The organism is Prevotella sp. E15-22 (genome assembly GCF_023204875.1).
Taxonomy (GTDB): Bacteria; Bacteroidota; Bacteroidia; order Bacteroidales; family Bacteroidaceae; genus Prevotella.
This window is the reverse complement of the sequence record NZ_CP096247.1, coordinates 882369-899031: the sequence shown is the minus strand read 5'-3', so window position 1 is coordinate 899031 and position 16663 is coordinate 882369. Positions and strand designations below refer to the sequence as shown.

At 49.6% G+C, this 16663-nt stretch carries 13 protein-coding genes; 10 read left to right on the top strand and 3 right to left on the bottom strand.

Features of this window, described 5'->3' with window-relative positions:
- The first annotated feature begins 3 nt into the window (after positions 1-3).
- The 7 genes from M1D30_RS03375 (at position 4) to M1D30_RS03345 (ending at position 8954) form a co-directional block, all read left to right on the top strand.
- Positions 4-2226, top strand: coding sequence for a glycosyltransferase (locus tag M1D30_RS03375; RefSeq protein ID WP_248506283.1), 2223 nt, complete (start codon positions 4-6; stop codon positions 2224-2226).
- Positions 2227-2295: 69 nt separating this feature from the next.
- Complete coding sequence (locus tag M1D30_RS03370; RefSeq protein WP_371874185.1) at positions 2296-3417, top strand: glycosyltransferase family 4 protein; 1122 nt, start codon at positions 2296-2298, stop codon at positions 3415-3417.
- A complete protein-coding gene (locus tag M1D30_RS03365) occupies positions 3405-3995 on the top strand; it encodes a sugar transferase (protein WP_248506279.1) in 591 nt (196 codons plus the stop codon). Before M1D30_RS03370 ends, M1D30_RS03365 begins: the two co-directional genes overlap by 13 nt.
- A 10-nt stretch (positions 3996-4005) precedes the next feature.
- Positions 4006-5511, top strand: coding sequence for a capsule assembly Wzi family protein (locus tag M1D30_RS03360; RefSeq protein ID WP_248506277.1), 1506 nt, complete (start codon positions 4006-4008; stop codon positions 5509-5511).
- On the top strand, positions 5495-5875 hold the full coding sequence (locus M1D30_RS03355; protein WP_248506275.1) for a hypothetical protein: 381 nt from the start codon (positions 5495-5497) through the stop codon (positions 5873-5875). Before M1D30_RS03360 ends, M1D30_RS03355 begins: the two co-directional genes overlap by 17 nt.
- Positions 5876-6011: 136 nt before the next feature.
- Positions 6012-7934: a nucleoside-diphosphate sugar epimerase/dehydratase gene (locus M1D30_RS03350; protein WP_248506273.1), complete on the top strand. Its 1923-nt coding sequence runs from the start codon at positions 6012-6014 to the stop codon at positions 7932-7934.
- 192 nt (positions 7935-8126) lie between these two features.
- Positions 8127-8954: a hypothetical protein gene (locus tag M1D30_RS03345; protein ID WP_248506271.1), complete on the top strand. Its 828-nt coding sequence runs from the start codon at positions 8127-8129 to the stop codon at positions 8952-8954.
- 33 nt (positions 8955-8987) lie between these two features.
- Here the strand turns inward: M1D30_RS03345 and M1D30_RS03340 are convergent, their stop codons facing one another.
- From M1D30_RS03340 to M1D30_RS03330, 3 genes are read right to left on the bottom strand one after another with little or no spacing between them, the layout of a single operon-like run.
- Positions 8988-9503 carry a histidine phosphatase family protein gene (locus M1D30_RS03340; RefSeq protein ID WP_248506269.1) on the bottom strand — a complete coding sequence of 172 codons (516 nt, stop codon included), beginning with the start codon at positions 9501-9503 and terminating at the stop codon, positions 8988-8990.
- Entirely contained in the window at positions 9500-10114 is a 615-nt protein-coding gene (gene udk / locus M1D30_RS03335; protein WP_248506266.1) for a uridine kinase, read from the bottom strand. The genes M1D30_RS03340 and udk overlap by 4 nt, the downstream gene beginning before the upstream one ends.
- Positions 10114-11163, bottom strand: coding sequence for an endonuclease/exonuclease/phosphatase family protein (locus tag M1D30_RS03330; protein ID WP_248506257.1), 1050 nt, complete (start codon positions 11161-11163; stop codon positions 10114-10116). Before M1D30_RS03330 ends, udk begins: the two co-directional genes overlap by 1 nt.
- 161 nt (positions 11164-11324) lie before the next feature.
- Here M1D30_RS03330 and M1D30_RS03325 point away from each other — a divergent pair, with 161 nt between their 5' ends.
- The 3 genes from M1D30_RS03325 to M1D30_RS03315 are packed head-to-tail and all read left to right on the top strand — an operon-like array spanning position 11325 to position 16624.
- Complete coding sequence (locus tag M1D30_RS03325; protein ID WP_248506255.1) at positions 11325-13892, top strand: TonB-dependent receptor; 2568 nt, start codon at positions 11325-11327, stop codon at positions 13890-13892.
- Between the two features lie 22 nt (positions 13893-13914).
- Complete coding sequence (locus M1D30_RS03320) at positions 13915-14826, top strand: DUF5689 domain-containing protein (protein WP_248506253.1); 912 nt, start codon at positions 13915-13917, stop codon at positions 14824-14826.
- A gap of 31 nt (positions 14827-14857) precedes the next feature.
- On the top strand, positions 14858-16624 hold the full coding sequence (locus M1D30_RS03315) for a hypothetical protein (RefSeq protein WP_248506252.1): 1767 nt from the start codon (positions 14858-14860) through the stop codon (positions 16622-16624).
- Positions 16625-16663: the final 39 nt, after the last annotated feature.

Sequence of the window (16663 nt, the reverse complement as noted above, 5' to 3'; positions counted from 1 at the left end):
AGCATGAAACAAGTATCCATATACCTTCAGAACGCTCACCTCACACCGTCAAGCTACTACAGGTTGACGCAATATTTCCTAGGCAGTGGTGCCAGACTGCACTCGGCTCTGCCCAATGGTGTCTATACATGGTGGCACAGTAGGAGCAAAAAGGGAAAGCTTTTGATGAAGGTGTTCCTGTATCTCTTCTATGTGGTGAGAACACTGGTTTCTTTGTTTCACGATGTGATGACACTCCATGGGGGAACGGTGATTATATCGAAGGTGGTGGTGCCTCATCACTTGCCTTTGTTGCATCGTTGCCTCATCAAAATACTAAGCAGGAGGAACCAACTGATATGGGACTTTGACGATAACATGCTCGAGACAAGGACCATCTCGAAGGCTGACTTCAACTTCATGGCACGAACGAGTCATAAGATTGTGGTGACGAACAGCTTTTTGATGTCATTGGTTGAGCCATGCTATCAGGAGAAGGTGACACTGCTCCCTACCACGGATGGGGATATGCTGACACTTGATGCTGCCATGATCCTGGCACGCAGAAAGGCTTTGTTTGAGCAAGAAATCAGGTTGGTTTGGGTGGCCACTGCCAATGGATTGGCGTATCTGAGTGCTATCATCAGTGATTTGGAGGTGACTGCTCGCGCCATCCGGAAGGAATGGGGCAAGAGGCTCTGTCTGCATGTGGTGTGCAACAAACCGCTGGAGATGGTATCGGAAGACCTGGAGATTGTGAACATTCCATGGGACAGGGAGAAGGCTAAGGAGGAGTTGGGTGAAGCTCACATCGGATTGATGCCACTACCTGACACGCCCTTCACCCGAGGTAAAGGGGCTTTTAAGTTGATTCAATATCTTTCTGCCAGCATGCCCGTTGTGGCCTCGCAGGTTGGATTCAACAAGGAGGTGGTGACCAAGGAGGTGGGCCATCTTATTCAGGAAGGCAACACAACCTTCTCATGGAAGGAGGCTATCATGGACCTAGCAAAGGACTGGGACAGTTATATAAAAAGGTGTGAGAAAGCGAAGGCTCATTACGACCAGCACTATTCGTTTGAGGGTAATAAGACGTTTTGGATGAAGATGGTGCAGAGTCCTACGAAACTTTATATGGTGGTGAACGAGGATCGCTTCTTCTTATCGCACCGCAAGGACATTGCCATCGAGGCCGTAAAGAACGGGTATGAGGTGTGCATTATCTGTAAGGACACTGGCAGGAAACAGGAGGTGCTGGACTTGGGACTTCCCATGATTGAACTGCCCATCAACCCTACTGGCAGTAATATCTTTGAGGAACTGAAGACATTCCGTTTCTTACTGAATTTATACAGGAAGGATCGCCCGGACATTGTGCATCATGTGGGTATTAAAAACATCCTCTGGGGTGGACTGGCTGCTCGACTGACACGCATCAAGGGAGTGGTGAATGCTGTGAGTGGACTGGGGGTGTTGTTTTCGGGCGAGCACTTTGGACTGATGACAAGGTGTGTGATGATGGTGATGCGCTTTTCAAGTAACAGAGAAAACGTGAAACAGATTTTCCAGAACAGTGAGGACCGTGAACTGTTCGTAAAGCATGGCATTGCCAAGGACGAGCAGTGTGAATTCATCAAAGGCTCTGGCGTGGATCTGACAAAGTTTGTGTATACGCCTGAACCGGATACGCAACCCATCAAGGTTATCCTGACGGCTCGCATGGTGAAGGAGAAAGGTATCTGCACACTCATTGAGGCTGCCGAGATGCTGCGCAGCGAGATGGAGGGAAAGGTGCAGTTCCTGCTCTGTGGCTGTTTGTCGAACAACCCTGAGGGTATTCAGGAGGAGGAACTGAGACAATGGTGTGATGGCAGTTATATCCAGTGGCTGGGTCATCGCAATGACATCATGGAACTGCTGATGGCCTCGCATATCGTGGTTTTGCCCAGTTATTACAGGGAGGGTGTGCCGCGCTCGCTCATCGAGGCTTGTGCCATTGGCAGACCCATCGTGACGACATTATCGATTGGTTGTAAGGACACAGTGGATGATGGCAAGAATGGCTTTCTGATTATGCCGAAAGATGCTAAGTCGCTGGCTGACAAGCTCATCACGCTCATCAACAACCCGCAGCTGAGAAAGGAAATGGGACTGCAAGGCAGGAAAAAAGCTGAGGAGGAATTCTCAGTTGTCCAAGTGGTGAAAAAGCACATGGAGATTTACGCGCAATTAATAGCAAAAAAATAATCGTTTTTTTTAGTCTGAGAATGCAATATATGAGCGTTTTTTCGGTTATATAGTAAACGAAACTTTATGATTGAAAATTATACCCTCTATCTTCTCATTGCATTCTTTGCCAGTGCGCTCTGCGGATTAGCATTCATCCCGTTGACTTTAAACTTCTGTAAGCAGAAAGGCTTATATGATTTACCCAACAGCAGAAAGATTCATAAAAGTGCTGTTCCCCGACTGGGAGGTATCAGTTTTATGCCGAGTATGCTTCTAGCAACCATCGTTGCTATCGTTGTTTATAATCACGAGGGAAATGATCAGCAGGTGACCTTCAGCCTTTGGTCGGTGGCATTCTTCTTCAGTCTGCTGCTGATCTATGGTGTTGGCATCGTTGACGATGTTGTGGGACTGGGGGCCAGAACGAAGTTCTCGATACAGGTAATTGCTGCAGCGGTGCTGCCGCTCTCGGGCTTATACATCAACAACCTTTATGGGTTCATGGGGATTCATGAGATTTCTGCCGGTGTGGGCAGTGTGCTCACGGTGTTTATCATCGTGTTCATCTGTAATGCCGTTAACCTGATTGATGGTATTGATGGTCTGTCGGCTGGGGTTTCGTTGGTGGCGCTGACGGGCTTTATGATTTGTTTCCTGAACGAGGGCATCATCGTTTATAGTATTCTAATTGCAGGACTGATTGGCATCCTGGTGCCTTTCTTGTATTACAACATCTTTGGCAGTCAGGAGAAGAACAGAAAGATTTTCATGGGCGATTCGGGCAGTTTGACGCTGGGCTTCATCCTGGGCTTCCTGTTCGTGAAGTTTTCGATGGATAACCCTCACGTGAAGCACTTCAACCTGGAGTCGATGATGCTGGCCTACACGTTGCTCATCGTGCCTTCATTCGATGTGGTACGTGTGTCGCTGGTGAGACTAAAGCATAAGGCGCACGTGTTCAAGGCCGACAAGAACCATATTCACCATAAGCTGATGAGGACAGGACTGGGACAGCATTGTGCGCTGATATTCATCCTGGCACTCACGCTGTGCTTCATCCTGATGAACCTGACGCTATGGCATATCTTCAACGTGAGAATGGGCTATATTGTGTTCACAAACATCGTCGTCTGGATCTTGGTGAACTTCGGAATCAACAAAGTGATTGAGAGTAAGGGACAAAAGGTTTATATTTCATGTCAGCAGTAACCATGGCAAAACGTTTGTTCGACATTACATTCTCTATCATAGGGCTTTTAATCTTCTCGCCCTTATATCTGATTATTTTCCTGGGTATCAAACTGAGTTGCGAGGGACCTGTTATCTTTAAGCAGGAACGTATTGGCAAGAACGGGAAACCGTTTTATATCTATAAGTTCCGCACGATGATTGTGAACAACGAGTTGGATGGTATTCCGCAGTTGGCTGAGCCGAACGACCAGCGTCTGACAAAGTTTGGAAAGTTCCTGAGATCACATCACCTGGACGAGTTGCCACAATTGTGGAACGTGTTGATAGGCGACATGTCGTTTATTGGCTATCGCCCAGAACGCAAATACTTCATCGACCAGATTATGGAGCATGACCCGCGCTATGTGGAACTCTATCAGATGCGCCCAGGCATCACGTCGTATGCCACACTCTATAATGGCTATACCGACACGATGGAGAAGATGCTGAGAAGACTGGAACTGGACCTGTATTACATGGAACACCAGTCGTGGGAACTGGACCTGAGCATCATCTTCAAGACGTTCACCAAGATTGCTTTTGGAAAGAAAATATAAATGTGAGTCTATGAATAACAAGCCTATTTCCTTGACTATTGCCTGTGTGCTGTGCGCCATGACATTACACGCACAGGACTCAACCAAGACGCACATCTCGTATGACCTGACAACAGAGGTAGCAATGGGTACTGGTGACTATACGGCCTATCAATTGGTGACCAACCGTCACCATGTGCTAGGCACCAGGGCCAACACGGGTTATACGCGTGGTGCCATCACCATTGAGCATCAGATAAACAAGGACTGGACGCTCTCGGGTGCTGTGGATGTGATTGGTTCGGTGCATGCTGACCATAAGGCGTATCTGCAGCAGTGCTACGCGAACCTGTCGTGGAAGGACTTCTTCCTGGAGGCTGGTGCGCGTGAGCTGAAGCCTGTGATTCGTGATGAGGACCTGTCGATTGGCTCGTTTGCCAAGGGCACGAACGCCAAACCGATTCCTCAGATTCACATAGGTACAAATGGCTACTGGACAGTGCCTTTCACCAATGGTTGGTTGGAGGTGAACTTCGACGGTGGCTATGGTAAATTCTTGGATGGCGACTATCGAAAGACCAGATACTATGAACAGCCTGACATCAACAGGGGATATGCATCGGATATCCTATATCACCAGAAACATTTCTATTTCAGAACGAACCCCAATAAGCGTTTCTTCTTTGTGGGTGGCATTGAACATGTGGTGCAGTTTGGAGGCACAATTATGTATCACGACGAGAAGAACAACCTGAGGACGAAAAACAAGGATACGAGTTTGAAGGCTTTCCTGGATGTGATCCTGCCGCTGGGCGACAAGAACTATTATCAGGATGATGCGCATGAGGACTGGATATTTGGTAACCACTTGGGGGAGATGACCGTACAATTGGGATGGAACATCAACAAGAACCACTTACTGCAAATCTATCTGGACGACCCCTTTGAGGATGGCTCGGGCATGCGCAAGAGTAATGGGTGTGATGGTACCTGGGGCTTGCAATACGACAACAGAACTGCTGGGGTGCAATATGTGAGAAAGGCTGTGGTGGAGTATTTCCAGACTACCAACCAATGTGGACCGCTGCACTTTGACGGTGGTGACTATCCTGAGCCTATCCGCAGTCAGATAAAAGATGTGGTGGTGGGTGCTGATGAGTATTACAACCACACGCGCTATGACAGTTATTCGCACTATGGCATGACGCCTGGTATTGCCCTAATCACCTCTCCTATATATAACAAGGATGGCTTTACGGCTTTTAGCGACAACCGTGTGAAGGCTTGGCACATGGGTATCAGTGGTGAAATCACCGACCGACTGAGCTATCTGGCCAAGGGCTCGTATCGCGAGGGATGGGGTACTTACAGTTTGCCACTTGCCGACAAACACCACTCGTTTGACATGATGCTGCAAGGCATCTACACCATGGGCCCGTGGCAGTTCTCGGGTGCCTTTGGCTTCGACAAGGGCAACATCTATGGTGATTGCTCTACGTTTAACATTAAAATTAATTATCATGCAAAAATTCTATAAGTATATACTTTTTTTCTTATTTATCTTTTTATCTCTCTCGTGTCAGGAAGGCAGGGAAGCAGGTGACCTTCTGGGACAATGGCGTATGCGTGGGTCTGACGTGAAGTATGTAAGCTTCTCGGGCTCTGTGGTTCTGTTCCGCTATATCCATAAAGGTGAGGTATTTGGGAAGTTCCAGCACCAGGGTGACAGTCTGTTTATCCAATGTTCCTCTATCAACAGTCTGGCAAAGGACACTTGTATTGTGGAGGACTCTTTCGAACTCAAGCCTTTCACGGATATCCGTCTGAAAATAGAGAACCTGGACGATGACAACCTGATACTCTCGAAGGGAACCCAGACATGGAGTTTGTACAAATATTAGGTACATGGTAAAAATAATTGGATATTCTTGTAAGATTATTCAAAAGAAATGATTACCTTTGCAGCCGGATTAGGTAACATAGATTGATTAATCCTCCATTTTTAGAGAGTAGATTGTCATATAGAAAACATAGAATATGGGTTACATCGGAAAAATTGCGAACTGGTACTTTAGCAGAAAAGCACTGCCCATTTGGGGTATCCTGCTTATCGACAATGCTATTGTGTTCGGCTCTATTGCCTTTATGTTCCTATTATATAATAGGGATGAGCGATCATTCCAAAACCTGGAGCTGGTGTTCATCAATGCTCTTATCTACATGGTTTTCTATAACATTGGCTTCAGAATCTTCAGAACCTATTCGGGCATCCTGCGCTATTCGTCGTTCATCGACCTGCAGCGCACAGGATTTGCCATGATGGTGGGCTGGGGTCTGTCAATGGCCACACACACGCTGTTCAGACATTTTGATGTAGTGGATCTGCAGATGATTACCTGCAGACAAATCTTTGCATCGTTCCTGATGGCCACCATCATCATCTGGATTGAGCGTATTGCCGTGAAGAGTCTGCACGACCTGCTGTTTGCCAACCAGCGAGCTAAGCGCACGTTTATCTTTGGTGTGCTGAGTGACGCTATCGCCATTGGTAAGCATATCCGCAGCGAGAAGCCTATGCGCTTCCACCTGAAGGGTTTCGCCACCATCGACAAGAAGATGGATGGGCATATCATGATGGGTGAGAAGGTGTATTATGTTGATGAGAACCTGATTGACATCCTGAAGAAGGAGAAGATTGAGGCTATCATCGTGTCGCCTCAGCGCATGAACGCATTCCGTCAGAAGCAGAACTTCCAGGAGGAACTGATTAACGCTGGTATCCGTCTGTATATCTCGCAACAGGAGAAAGAGGTGAAAGCCCCGGGCGATGTTATATCGTCGGCACCACAACTGCGCGAGATCAGTATTGAGGACTTGCTGCCACGTGATGAGATTCAGGTGGACATGAAATCGGTGGGTGAACAGTTGACAGGCAAATGCATCATGATTACTGGCTCTGCCGGTAGTATTGGTAGTGAGATGGTGCGCCAGATTGCCATCTATAAGCCCTCGGAACTGGTGCTGGTGGATGCTGCTGAGACGCCTCAGCATGATATCCGACTGATGATGCAGAACCAGTGGCCCGACATCAAGGCTCACACCATCGTGGCTAACATCTGTGAGAAGGACTATATGGAGTCGCTCTTCAAGCGCTACAAGCCGCATTATGTGTTCCATGCTGCTGCCTATAAGCACGTGCCCATGATGGAGGATAACCCCTCGGAGAGTGTGCGCAACAATATCATTGGCACGCGTGTGATTGCCGACCTGGCCGTGAAGTATCAGGTGAAGAAGTTCGTGATGATCTCTACGGACAAGGCTGTGAACCCCACCAACGTGATGGGATGCTCTAAACGTATCTGCGAGATTTATGTGCAGAGCTTGGACAAGGCTATCAAGGACAAGAAGATTGAGGGTGTGACGCAGTTTGTGACCACGCGCTTCGGCAATGTGCTGGGCTCTAACGGTTCGGTGATTCCCCTGTTTAAGGAACAGATCAAAAAGGGTGGTCCTCTCACAGTGACCGACCCGAACATCATCCGTTACTTCATGCTGATTCCTGAGGCTTGTAAGCTGGTGCTGGAGGCTGGTACGAAGGGTAATGGTGGTGAGATCTTCGTGTTTGACATGGGTCAGCCTGTGAAGATTGCCGACCTGGCCAAGCGCATGATTGCCCTGTCGGGTGCCACCAACGTGGAGATTAAGTTCACGGGCTTACGTCCTGGTGAGAAGCTCTATGAGGAGGTGCTGAACGAGAAGGAGACTACGAAGCCTTCGTTCCACGAGAAGATTCGCATTGCCACCGTACGTGAGTATGACTACGACGAGGTATGCCAGGACATTGACGAGCTCTATGAGATTGGTAAGCAGTTTGACGATATGAAGACTGTGGGCAAGATGAAGGAGATTGTGCCTGAGTATCGCAGTAACAACTCGATCTACAGCTCGCTCGACAAATAAATAACGAGAATTATAACTGATAATACCTTTATGCGGGATGGCATCTCAAGATCATTTGAGATGCCATCCTTTTTTGGTTTAGGGATTTTCCCCGTGGGTTTAGGGAAAATCCTTTTGCATGTTTTGTTTTTTACGTTACTTTTGCAGCAGAGATTAAGAAACAGAATGTAGAATCATCTAAAGAATACGACTATGAAGAAGATGTTGTTTACCCTAGTTGCCATGCTGACGATAGCAGTATCGGCCAACGCCATGTCATACGAGCAGGCTCGCAGAGAGGCGCTCTTCCTGACCGACAAGATGGCCTACGAGTTGAACCTGACGGATGCACAATATGAGGCTGCCTATGAGATCAACCTGGATTATCTGATGGGCGTCACTAGTTATAACGATGTGTTTGGTACTTACTGGGAGCGTCGCAACCTGGATATCAGCTATATCCTCTATAGCTGGCAGTGGGATCTGTTCCGAGCCGCTACCTACTTCTACCGCCCACTCTATTGGGAGGCTGGTGTTTGGCACTTTGGCATCTATGCCCGCTATCCGCATCGTGACTACTTCTACTTTGGTCGTCCACACTTCTACCTGACCTATCGTGGTGGACACAGCTGGCGCCATAATGGTGGCCGCAGCTATTACGAGGGTCGTCACGATCATTTCCGTCCGCACAGAACACGCGAGGAGCACTCTGGCATGCGTAACAGTTGGGACCGCGGTGACTATCGTGGCAACCATGGACGCAGCTCTACCAAGGTGACTGAGCGTCATGACAATCGTAATGGTCGTGAGATTGGCAGTGGACGAGATATCCGCAACAATGGCTCATTCAGCCGAGGCGCAGAGCCTGCTCGCAGCACTGGCTCGTTCAGCAGAAGTACTGAATCAACTCGCAGCACTGGCTCGTTCAGCCGAGGTAATTCTGCCCCCAGCCGCAGCAGTGGTTCGTTCAGCAGAAGTACTAGTGGATCTGTAAGAGGAAATGGAAGCAGCCCCAGAAGTGGTGGTGGCGGCAGAAGATAGAGAATTAATAAAACGAAAAATTCAACGAAAAATTCAGAGAGAAATGTCGAGGACGCGTACCTCGGCATTTTTCATTTTCTCGATCTCGTGCATCTCTTTATGGAAGAACACTGCCTGGATGGCTTTATTGATGATGCCATGGCCCACTGCCAGTACCGTCTGGTTGGGATAGGTAGTACGGATGAAATCAAGGAAGCGCCCTGCCCTAGCCTTCATGGCCTCCAGCGACTCGATATCATCGGGCCAGGGTTTGATGTCCTTCAAATCGGGGATAAAACGCCCTGTGAAACTGCCCCAGTCGCGCTCGCGCAACAAGGGTGTGGTCACTACCTCCAGGGCGTGAGGCTGGGCCACAATACGTGCTGTCTGCACCGAACGCCACAGGTCGCTGGCCACCACAGCATCAAAAGGGGCATCCGCCAACTGAAGACTCAGCTCTTCAGCCTGACAGATGCCATTATCGTTGAGTTCGCCAGGTGTCTGCCCCTGCATGATCTGGCGCTCGTTGTCATAGGTCTCGCCATGGCGAGCAAGATAGAGTGTGGTCATACCCCGGTGACGATGCCCTCGATATAGGTCTTGAGGATATGAATACCCGTCTTGTTCTCGCCTCCCGATGGGATAATCAGGTCGGCAAACTGCTTGGTGGGCTCGATAAACTGCTCGTGCATGGGCTTGAGCACCTTCTCGTAACGATCGAGCACCATCTCTACCGTACGGCCTCGCTCCACCACATCGCGACGGATGTTTCGGATGAGTCGCACATCGCTGTCGGTATCGACGAAGATCTTCAGGTCCATGATGTCGCGCAACTTTTTGCTGTGCAGGGCCATGATGCCCTCGATGATGATGACGGGCTTGGGCTCCACGTGGATGGTCTCCTTCTGACGGTTGCTCTCGATATACGAATAGGTGGGCTGCTCGATGGCCTCGCCACTCTTCAGTTTCTTGACATGCTCCGTCAGCAACTTCCAGTCGAAGGCATCAGGATGGTCGAAGTTGATGGCCTTACGCTCCTCGGGGGTCATGTTGGTGGTGTCGTTATAATATGAGTCGATGGGCACCACTGCCACACAATGAGGGGGCAAAGCCTTGGCAATATTCTTCACGACGGTGGTCTTGCCAGAACCTGTTCCGCCTGCTATTCCTATGATGGTCATTATTTTACTTGCTTGATGAGATAAACAACAGTGGGCAGGTGGTCGCTATAGCCATCGAGCCATACGCCGCCGGCATGGGTACGCAGGGTGTTGCCTTTATACTTACCCTCCTTCTGGAACAGATAGTCGCGACGGAAAATCTGATGGTTCCAGTATTTCAGGGTCTGATAATCCTTCTTGCCCTTCTGATCGAGGAGGGTCTGAGACAGGATAATCTGGTCGAAGAGGTTCCACTTGCCATCGTACTGCAGGGTACCTGCACCGTTGGCCAGCACATCCCACCAGGGGTTCCAAAGGCCACCCTTCTCAACGTCCTTCATCTTGCGCTGTGCACCCAGTGACACTGCCATTGACTTGTCCTGAGGATCGTCGTTCATATCACCCATGACGATGATCTTGGCGTTGGGATCTTCCTTGACCAACGAGTCCTTGACGATGCGCAACTGGCGACCGCCCTCCTCACGATAGAATGACTCGGCACCACGCGAAGGGAGGTGGTTGACAATGACCACTACATGCTCGCCAGCCAGTGTACCACTGACGGTGAGGAAGCCACGGGTGTTGCGCTTGCTGTCTTTCTCGAGGATATAGACATAGGGCACGAGTTTCACGTTGTTCACCTTGAACAGGCGGGGGTTATAGATCAGGGCGCAATCGACACCACGATAGTCAGGACCCTCGACATGCACGAACTTATAGCCACGGGCCTTCAGGGGCTCCTGTGCCACCAGGTCTTCCATGCACTTGGCATTCTCGACCTCCGACACGCCAATCAGCGCACAGCCAATGCCTGGCAACTTATCGGTGCCCAACTCGGCCAGCACTCGGGCCATATTGCGCAACTTATGGGTGTACTTCAGGCCTGTCCACTTATACTGCCCGTCGGGCAGGAACTGATAGTCGTTGTGACCCTCGTCATGACAGGTATCAAACAGGTTCTCCAAGTTGTAGAAACCAACGCCATAAAGCGAGAACTTCTTCTCGTCGGCAGAAGCGGTACTGACACCCCAGAGGAGCATCACCGCGAGAAATAAAAACGTCTTTTTCATAATTAGGCAGTTATAACTGCTGCAAAGATACAAAAAAAACTGATACCGCCTACGTTTTTCGCAACATATTTTGTGCCTTGCAAAACTTTTTTATTAATTACTTTGCCGTTCCATTTTTTTAATGTATCTTTGCGGTCAGTAACACATTAATCTTAAATTTTATGAATAAAAAACTGAAACTCGTGGTGATGGCACTATGCTGCACGCCTGCAATGATGGCCCAGGAGGTGGACTCTCTGGGGGTGCAGGAGGAGCAGGCCTTCACATTCACGGAAGCACAGTTGGGCGATGATGATGATATGTCGCAGAACGTGACAATCATCAACTCGAACTCGAACGCCTATGCCTCACAGGTGGGCTATCTGTTCAGTCCCATGCGTTTCCGCTACCGTGCTTTTAACCAAAAGTACAATGACATCTACATCAACGGTGTTCAGATGAACGACATGGAGACGGGACAGTTCCGCTATTCACTCGTGGGTGGTCTGAATCAGCAGACACGTGGCGTGGAAAACGCATTGCCTTTTGAGGACAACAACTTTGCCGTGAGCGGCATGGCTGGATCGAACAACTACAACTTCCGTCCTTCGGCCTTCGCCACAGGACAGCGCGTCACACTCTCGGGTGCCAACCGCAACTACACATTCCGCGGCATGTACACCTACAACACTGGTGTGATGGAGAATGGTTGGGCGCTGTCGGCCAACGTGACCTATCGCTGGGCTAGTCCTAAGACGGCTTACGTGGAGGGTACGTTCTACAACTCACTGAGCTATTTCTTCGGCGCTGAGAAGTTTATCAACGACCAGCACCACATCTCACTGGTGACCTGGGGTAACCCCACTGAGCGTGCCTCACAGGGTGCTGCTACCGACGAGATGTACTGGCTGGCCAACGACCGCTACTACAACCCTTACTGGGGCTATCAGAACGGTCACATCCGCAACTCGCGCGTAGTGAACGACTTTGCGCCTACGGCTCTGTTTACATGGGACTGGAAGATTAACGACCAGATGAAGTTGGTGACCACACTGACTGGTCGCTACTCGATGTATAAGAGCACCAAGCTGAACTATAACAACAGCGACAACCCTCAGCCTAACTACTGGAAGAACCTGCCCAGCAGCTATTTCGACGTTTGGTTTGAGCAGGATGCTGCCAACCGTACTGAGCAGGGTGCCAGCGACTGGCTGCGCGCCAAGACTTTCATGAGTGGCTACAAGGCTGACCGTCAGATTAACTTCGACCGTCTGTATCAGGCCAACAAGGGTGCTAATCTGCAGGGCGCTGATGCCATGTACTATATCCAGGCTAAGCACAACGACAACCTGAACCTGGCGCTGTCGTCAAACCTGAACTTCGACCTGAACAAGGACCAGCGTCTGAACCTGGGCATCCAGTTGGCCACCAACAAGGGCATGCACTATCAGACCATGGAGGACTTGATGGGTGCCAACAGTTTCCATAACATCAACACGTATGCATTGGGTACTTATGCTGCCAGCGATGATCGCGTGCAGTATGATGCTAACAACCGCAATGCCAGCGTGGGTGTAGGTGATCGCTTTGGCTACGACTACAACATCCTGGTTGACAAAGCCAGCGCATGGGCTACCTATGCTGCCAACGTGGGCAACACGCACGCCTTTATCAGTGGCCGCATTGGTGGTGTTGAGATGCAGCGCGACGGTAAGATGAAGAATGGTATGTTCCTCAACAATTCATACGGCAAGAGCAGCACTGCTCACTTTCTCGAAGGAGGTGGTAAGATGGGTGCTGCCGTTACCCTGGGTCATGGTCATGTGCTGACTGGCGGCTTTGGCGTTGACGTTCGCGCTCCTCAGGCTCAGGCTGCTTTCGTATCGCCCGAGATGAACAACGACTTCGTGGTTGACCTGAAGAACGAGAAGAACTACTCGGCCGAGATTGGCTATCAGATGCAGAACTCATGGCTCAAGGCTAACATCATGGTCTATGGCGCTATCGTAACGGATGCTACTGAATGGCAGAACTTCTACTTCGACGATATCAACTCATTCTCGTATGTTTCTATGACTGGCCAGTCGAAGGAATACTACGGCATTGAGTGGGGCTTGAACTTCAAGGTGACCGACGCTATCAGCATCAAGACACTGGGTACGGTGAGCGAGGCTCGCAACACAAACAACGCCCAGGTGTGGTACATGAGTTCTACGAAGGGTACCTTCAACGATGCTAACGACGGCAAACCCGAGATTTGCTACAACAAGAACATGCGTGAGGCTGGCACACCACTCACCGCCCTGAGCTTCATCCTGAGCTATCACAAGGGTGGCTGGTATATCGACCTCAATGGCAACTGGTACGACCGTATCTATCTGTCGTACTCTCCCTCTTATCGCTACCAGTCAACACTGGACAAGCGTAACCGTCTGGACTTCGAGCCCGTTTACGACAATGATGGCAACGTGCTCGAGAGTGCACTGGCTCAGGCCAAGGGTCACGGTGGCTTCATGCTCGACGCCTCTATCGGCCGCAGCCTGTATCTGAGTAAGGGTCGCTCTCTGAGCCTCAACCTCTCGATCACCAACCTGCTGAACAACCGGAACATCGTGACTGGTGGTTATGAGCAGAGTCGCTCAAGCTATACTGCCAGCGACAACGTACGTGCTTATCAGTTCCAGAAGAATCCGTTCAAGTACTATGCTTACGGTATTAACGGTATGCTGAACATCGCTTACAAGTTCTAATCAACATCAAAACAGAAAGGTTATGAAAAAGATACATTATTTATTATTAGCACTTGTATGCGGCATCTTTGCCAGCTGTGCCGACGGCAACTCAAACTTCTTCACGCAGGAGTGGGACGAGCCGGCTACAGACGCTACCCTCTATGGCAACAACGAGATCAAGGCCACCAACGTGGTGACCATCGATGCGCTGAAGACCAAGTTCAAGAACGAGATTGACAACGAGGGTCAGTACAAGCTCATCACCGAGGATATGCAGATCAAGGCCATCGTTACGGCTAACGATATCCAGGGAAACATGTATAACGAGATTTCTGTTCAGGACGAGACGGGCGCCATCTTCATTGGCATCGCTCAGGGTGGTATCTTCGGCTACCTGCCCGAGGGCACTGAGATCCTGGTTGACCTGAAGGGACTCTATATTGGTAACTATCGTAAGAGCGCCACCATCGGCACACCTTACACCAACTCTTCTGGCGACACCAGCGTGAGCCGCATGCCTCGCATGCTGTGGCAGCAGCACTTCAAACTCACTGGCAACCGCATGCCTCTGAAGCCTGAGGTATTTGCCGACGGCACCACCAAGACGACTTGGGACATCGCTAAGGATGCTGGTAAGCTGTGCGTGATTAAGAACGTGAGCTTCAAGAAGGGTGGCTACTATAACAGCGACACGAAGCAGTATGTGGACAACGTGCCCTTCGTTGCTGGCGAGTCTTCTTTCTCGGATCCTAACTACTCTACCTCATGGTACTTCAAGGAGCAGCCCGACGGTCAGACTGGTGGCGTGCAGATCTACACCAGCAACTATGCCGACTTCGCCGCTGTGAAGTTGCCTACTGGCAAAGTGAACATCACGGGTGTGGTGAAGCGCTATCGCGACCAGTGGGAAATCATCATCCGCTCTCTCGACGACATCGAGGAAGTGAAGTAAAACAACAACAATAATAGAAAATTTAAGACTTATGAAAAAGATATATTTTAGCATGATGGCACTGGCCATCGCAGCATTTACCTTCACCTCGTGTGAGGATGTGCCCGAGCCGTACAACAATCCATGGAGTTCATTTGAACCAGAAGAAGAAGTTACTCCACTTGATCCTGAGGGAGATGGAACCGAAGCAGCACCTTTCAATGTATCTGGAATAAATGAATATGCTACGAACCTTGGATTAGCATCCGGTTCTTCTGACACAAAGGAAGTCTATGTAAAAGGTATCATCTCTAACGTTGCCAATTTCCAAGAAAAATATGGAGAAATCGACTACTATGTTTCTGATGATAAAGATGGAAAAACTGGTCAATTCTATATCTACGGTGGATATGGACTGGATGGAGCAAAGTTTACTTCTTTGGCAGACCTGTCTGTAGGTGACACTGTACTCGTTTCTGGAACAATTAAGAATCACCAAGGAGGTATACAGTTCAACTACGGAAGCAAAATTCACTCTATTAAGAAGGGTGAAGGTGGTGGCGAGACGCCCAGCGCCGACGAGGTTGGTTCTAAGGACGCTCCTAAGAGTGTGACTGAGGCTCTGGCTGCCATCAACGCTATGGAGGATGGTGCTACCTCTACTGAGTTCTGGTATGTAAAGGGTAAGGTGGTGAAGGTTACTACCAACCAGGCCAGCTTCGACCAGTACAAGAACCTGAACTACCTCATCTCTGAGGATGGTACTGAGAGCAACACCATCACCGTTTATGCTGGTAATGGTCTGGACAACACTCAGTTCTCTGGCATCGACGCTCTGAAGCAGGGTGATGAGGTTGTGGTTTATGGTCACATCCAGAAGTACGTGAAGAACGACAAAATGACTCCTGAGATTGCCAAGGGCAACTACCTGGTGAAGTACACCGCTGGTGGTAATGGTGGTGGCAACACTGGCGATGCCGTTGGTACAAAGGACAATCCTAAGACTGTAGCCGAGGCTCTGGCAGCCGTTGACGCTCTGGCTAAGGGTGCTACCACAGAGCAGTTCTGGTATGTAAAGGGTAAGGTTAAGCAGGTGATCACTGCTGCCGACAAGATCTCTCAGTATAAGAACATCGACTACCTCATCACTGATGATGGTAACAACGAGATCAAGGTGTTCCGTGGCAAGAACCTCGACAACTCTGACTTCACTTCTGCCGACCAGTTGCAGGTTGGTGATGAGGTGGTTGTCTACGGTCAGCTGATGAAGTACGAGGATACCAAGAACAGCAAGATCGTTCCTGAGATTGCTCAGGGCAACTACCTAGTAAAGCGCACCGCTAACGGTAACGGTGGTGGCAATGGTGGTGGCAATGACGGTGGTGGCACCGTAGATGGCGCAAGCATCACTGTGGTTTATGGTGACTTAGGTCTCACTGACCTGAGCAGCGCTATCACACTGACCGATGGCACAACCCTCACCTTCTCACAGGAAGACGGTAAGAACCCTCCCATCTATCACGCTAACACTAGCATCATCCGCATTGATGCTCACAACTCTGTGACCATCAATGCCAAGAACAAGAAGATTGCTAAGGTGGTATTTGCCTACGACACATATCAGGGCACTGCCTATAAGGGCAATGAACAGATGTACGGTCAGGCTGGCAGCAACAAGATTACTCCCACCAAGGACGACAAGAACGTGACCTTCAGCAATGTGAACAACAGCACGCTGAAGGTGGTGAACGACTTTGATACCAACAGTGGTGGTACTCAGTTCCGTTGCACTGGCGTGACAATCACCTATGCCGAATAAGCTTTTAAGCATAAACAAAACACTAATCCGGGCTGCAAT

Bases quoted from the DNA above. Each gene is read 5' to 3' on its own strand.
- M1D30_RS03375 (WP_248506283.1), top strand. From the start codon at position 4: ATGAAACAAGTATCCATATACCTTCAGAACGCTCACCTCACACCGTCA.
- M1D30_RS03365 (WP_248506279.1), top strand. From the start codon at position 3,405: ATGTCAGCAGTAACCATGGCAAAACGTTTGTTCGACATTACATTCTCT.
- M1D30_RS03360 (WP_248506277.1), top strand. From the start codon at position 4,006: ATGAATAACAAGCCTATTTCCTTGACTATTGCCTGTGTGCTGTGCGCC.
- M1D30_RS03355 (WP_248506275.1), top strand. From the start codon at position 5,495: ATGCAAAAATTCTATAAGTATATACTTTTTTTCTTATTTATCTTTTTA.
- M1D30_RS03350 (WP_248506273.1), top strand. From the start codon at position 6,012: ATGGGTTACATCGGAAAAATTGCGAACTGGTACTTTAGCAGAAAAGCA.
- M1D30_RS03345 (WP_248506271.1), top strand. From the start codon at position 8,127: ATGAAGAAGATGTTGTTTACCCTAGTTGCCATGCTGACGATAGCAGTA.
- M1D30_RS03340 (WP_248506269.1), bottom strand. From the start codon at position 9,503: ATGACCACACTCTATCTTGCTCGCCATGGCGAGACCTATGACAACGAG.
- udk (WP_248506266.1), bottom strand. From the start codon at position 10,114: ATGACCATCATAGGAATAGCAGGCGGAACAGGTTCTGGCAAGACCACC.
- M1D30_RS03330 (WP_248506257.1), bottom strand. From the start codon at position 11,163: ATGAAAAAGACGTTTTTATTTCTCGCGGTGATGCTCCTCTGGGGTGTC.
- M1D30_RS03325 (WP_248506255.1), top strand. From the start codon at position 11,325: ATGAATAAAAAACTGAAACTCGTGGTGATGGCACTATGCTGCACGCCT.
- M1D30_RS03320 (WP_248506253.1), top strand. From the start codon at position 13,915: ATGAAAAAGATACATTATTTATTATTAGCACTTGTATGCGGCATCTTT.
- M1D30_RS03315 (WP_248506252.1), top strand. From the start codon at position 14,858: ATGAAAAAGATATATTTTAGCATGATGGCACTGGCCATCGCAGCATTT.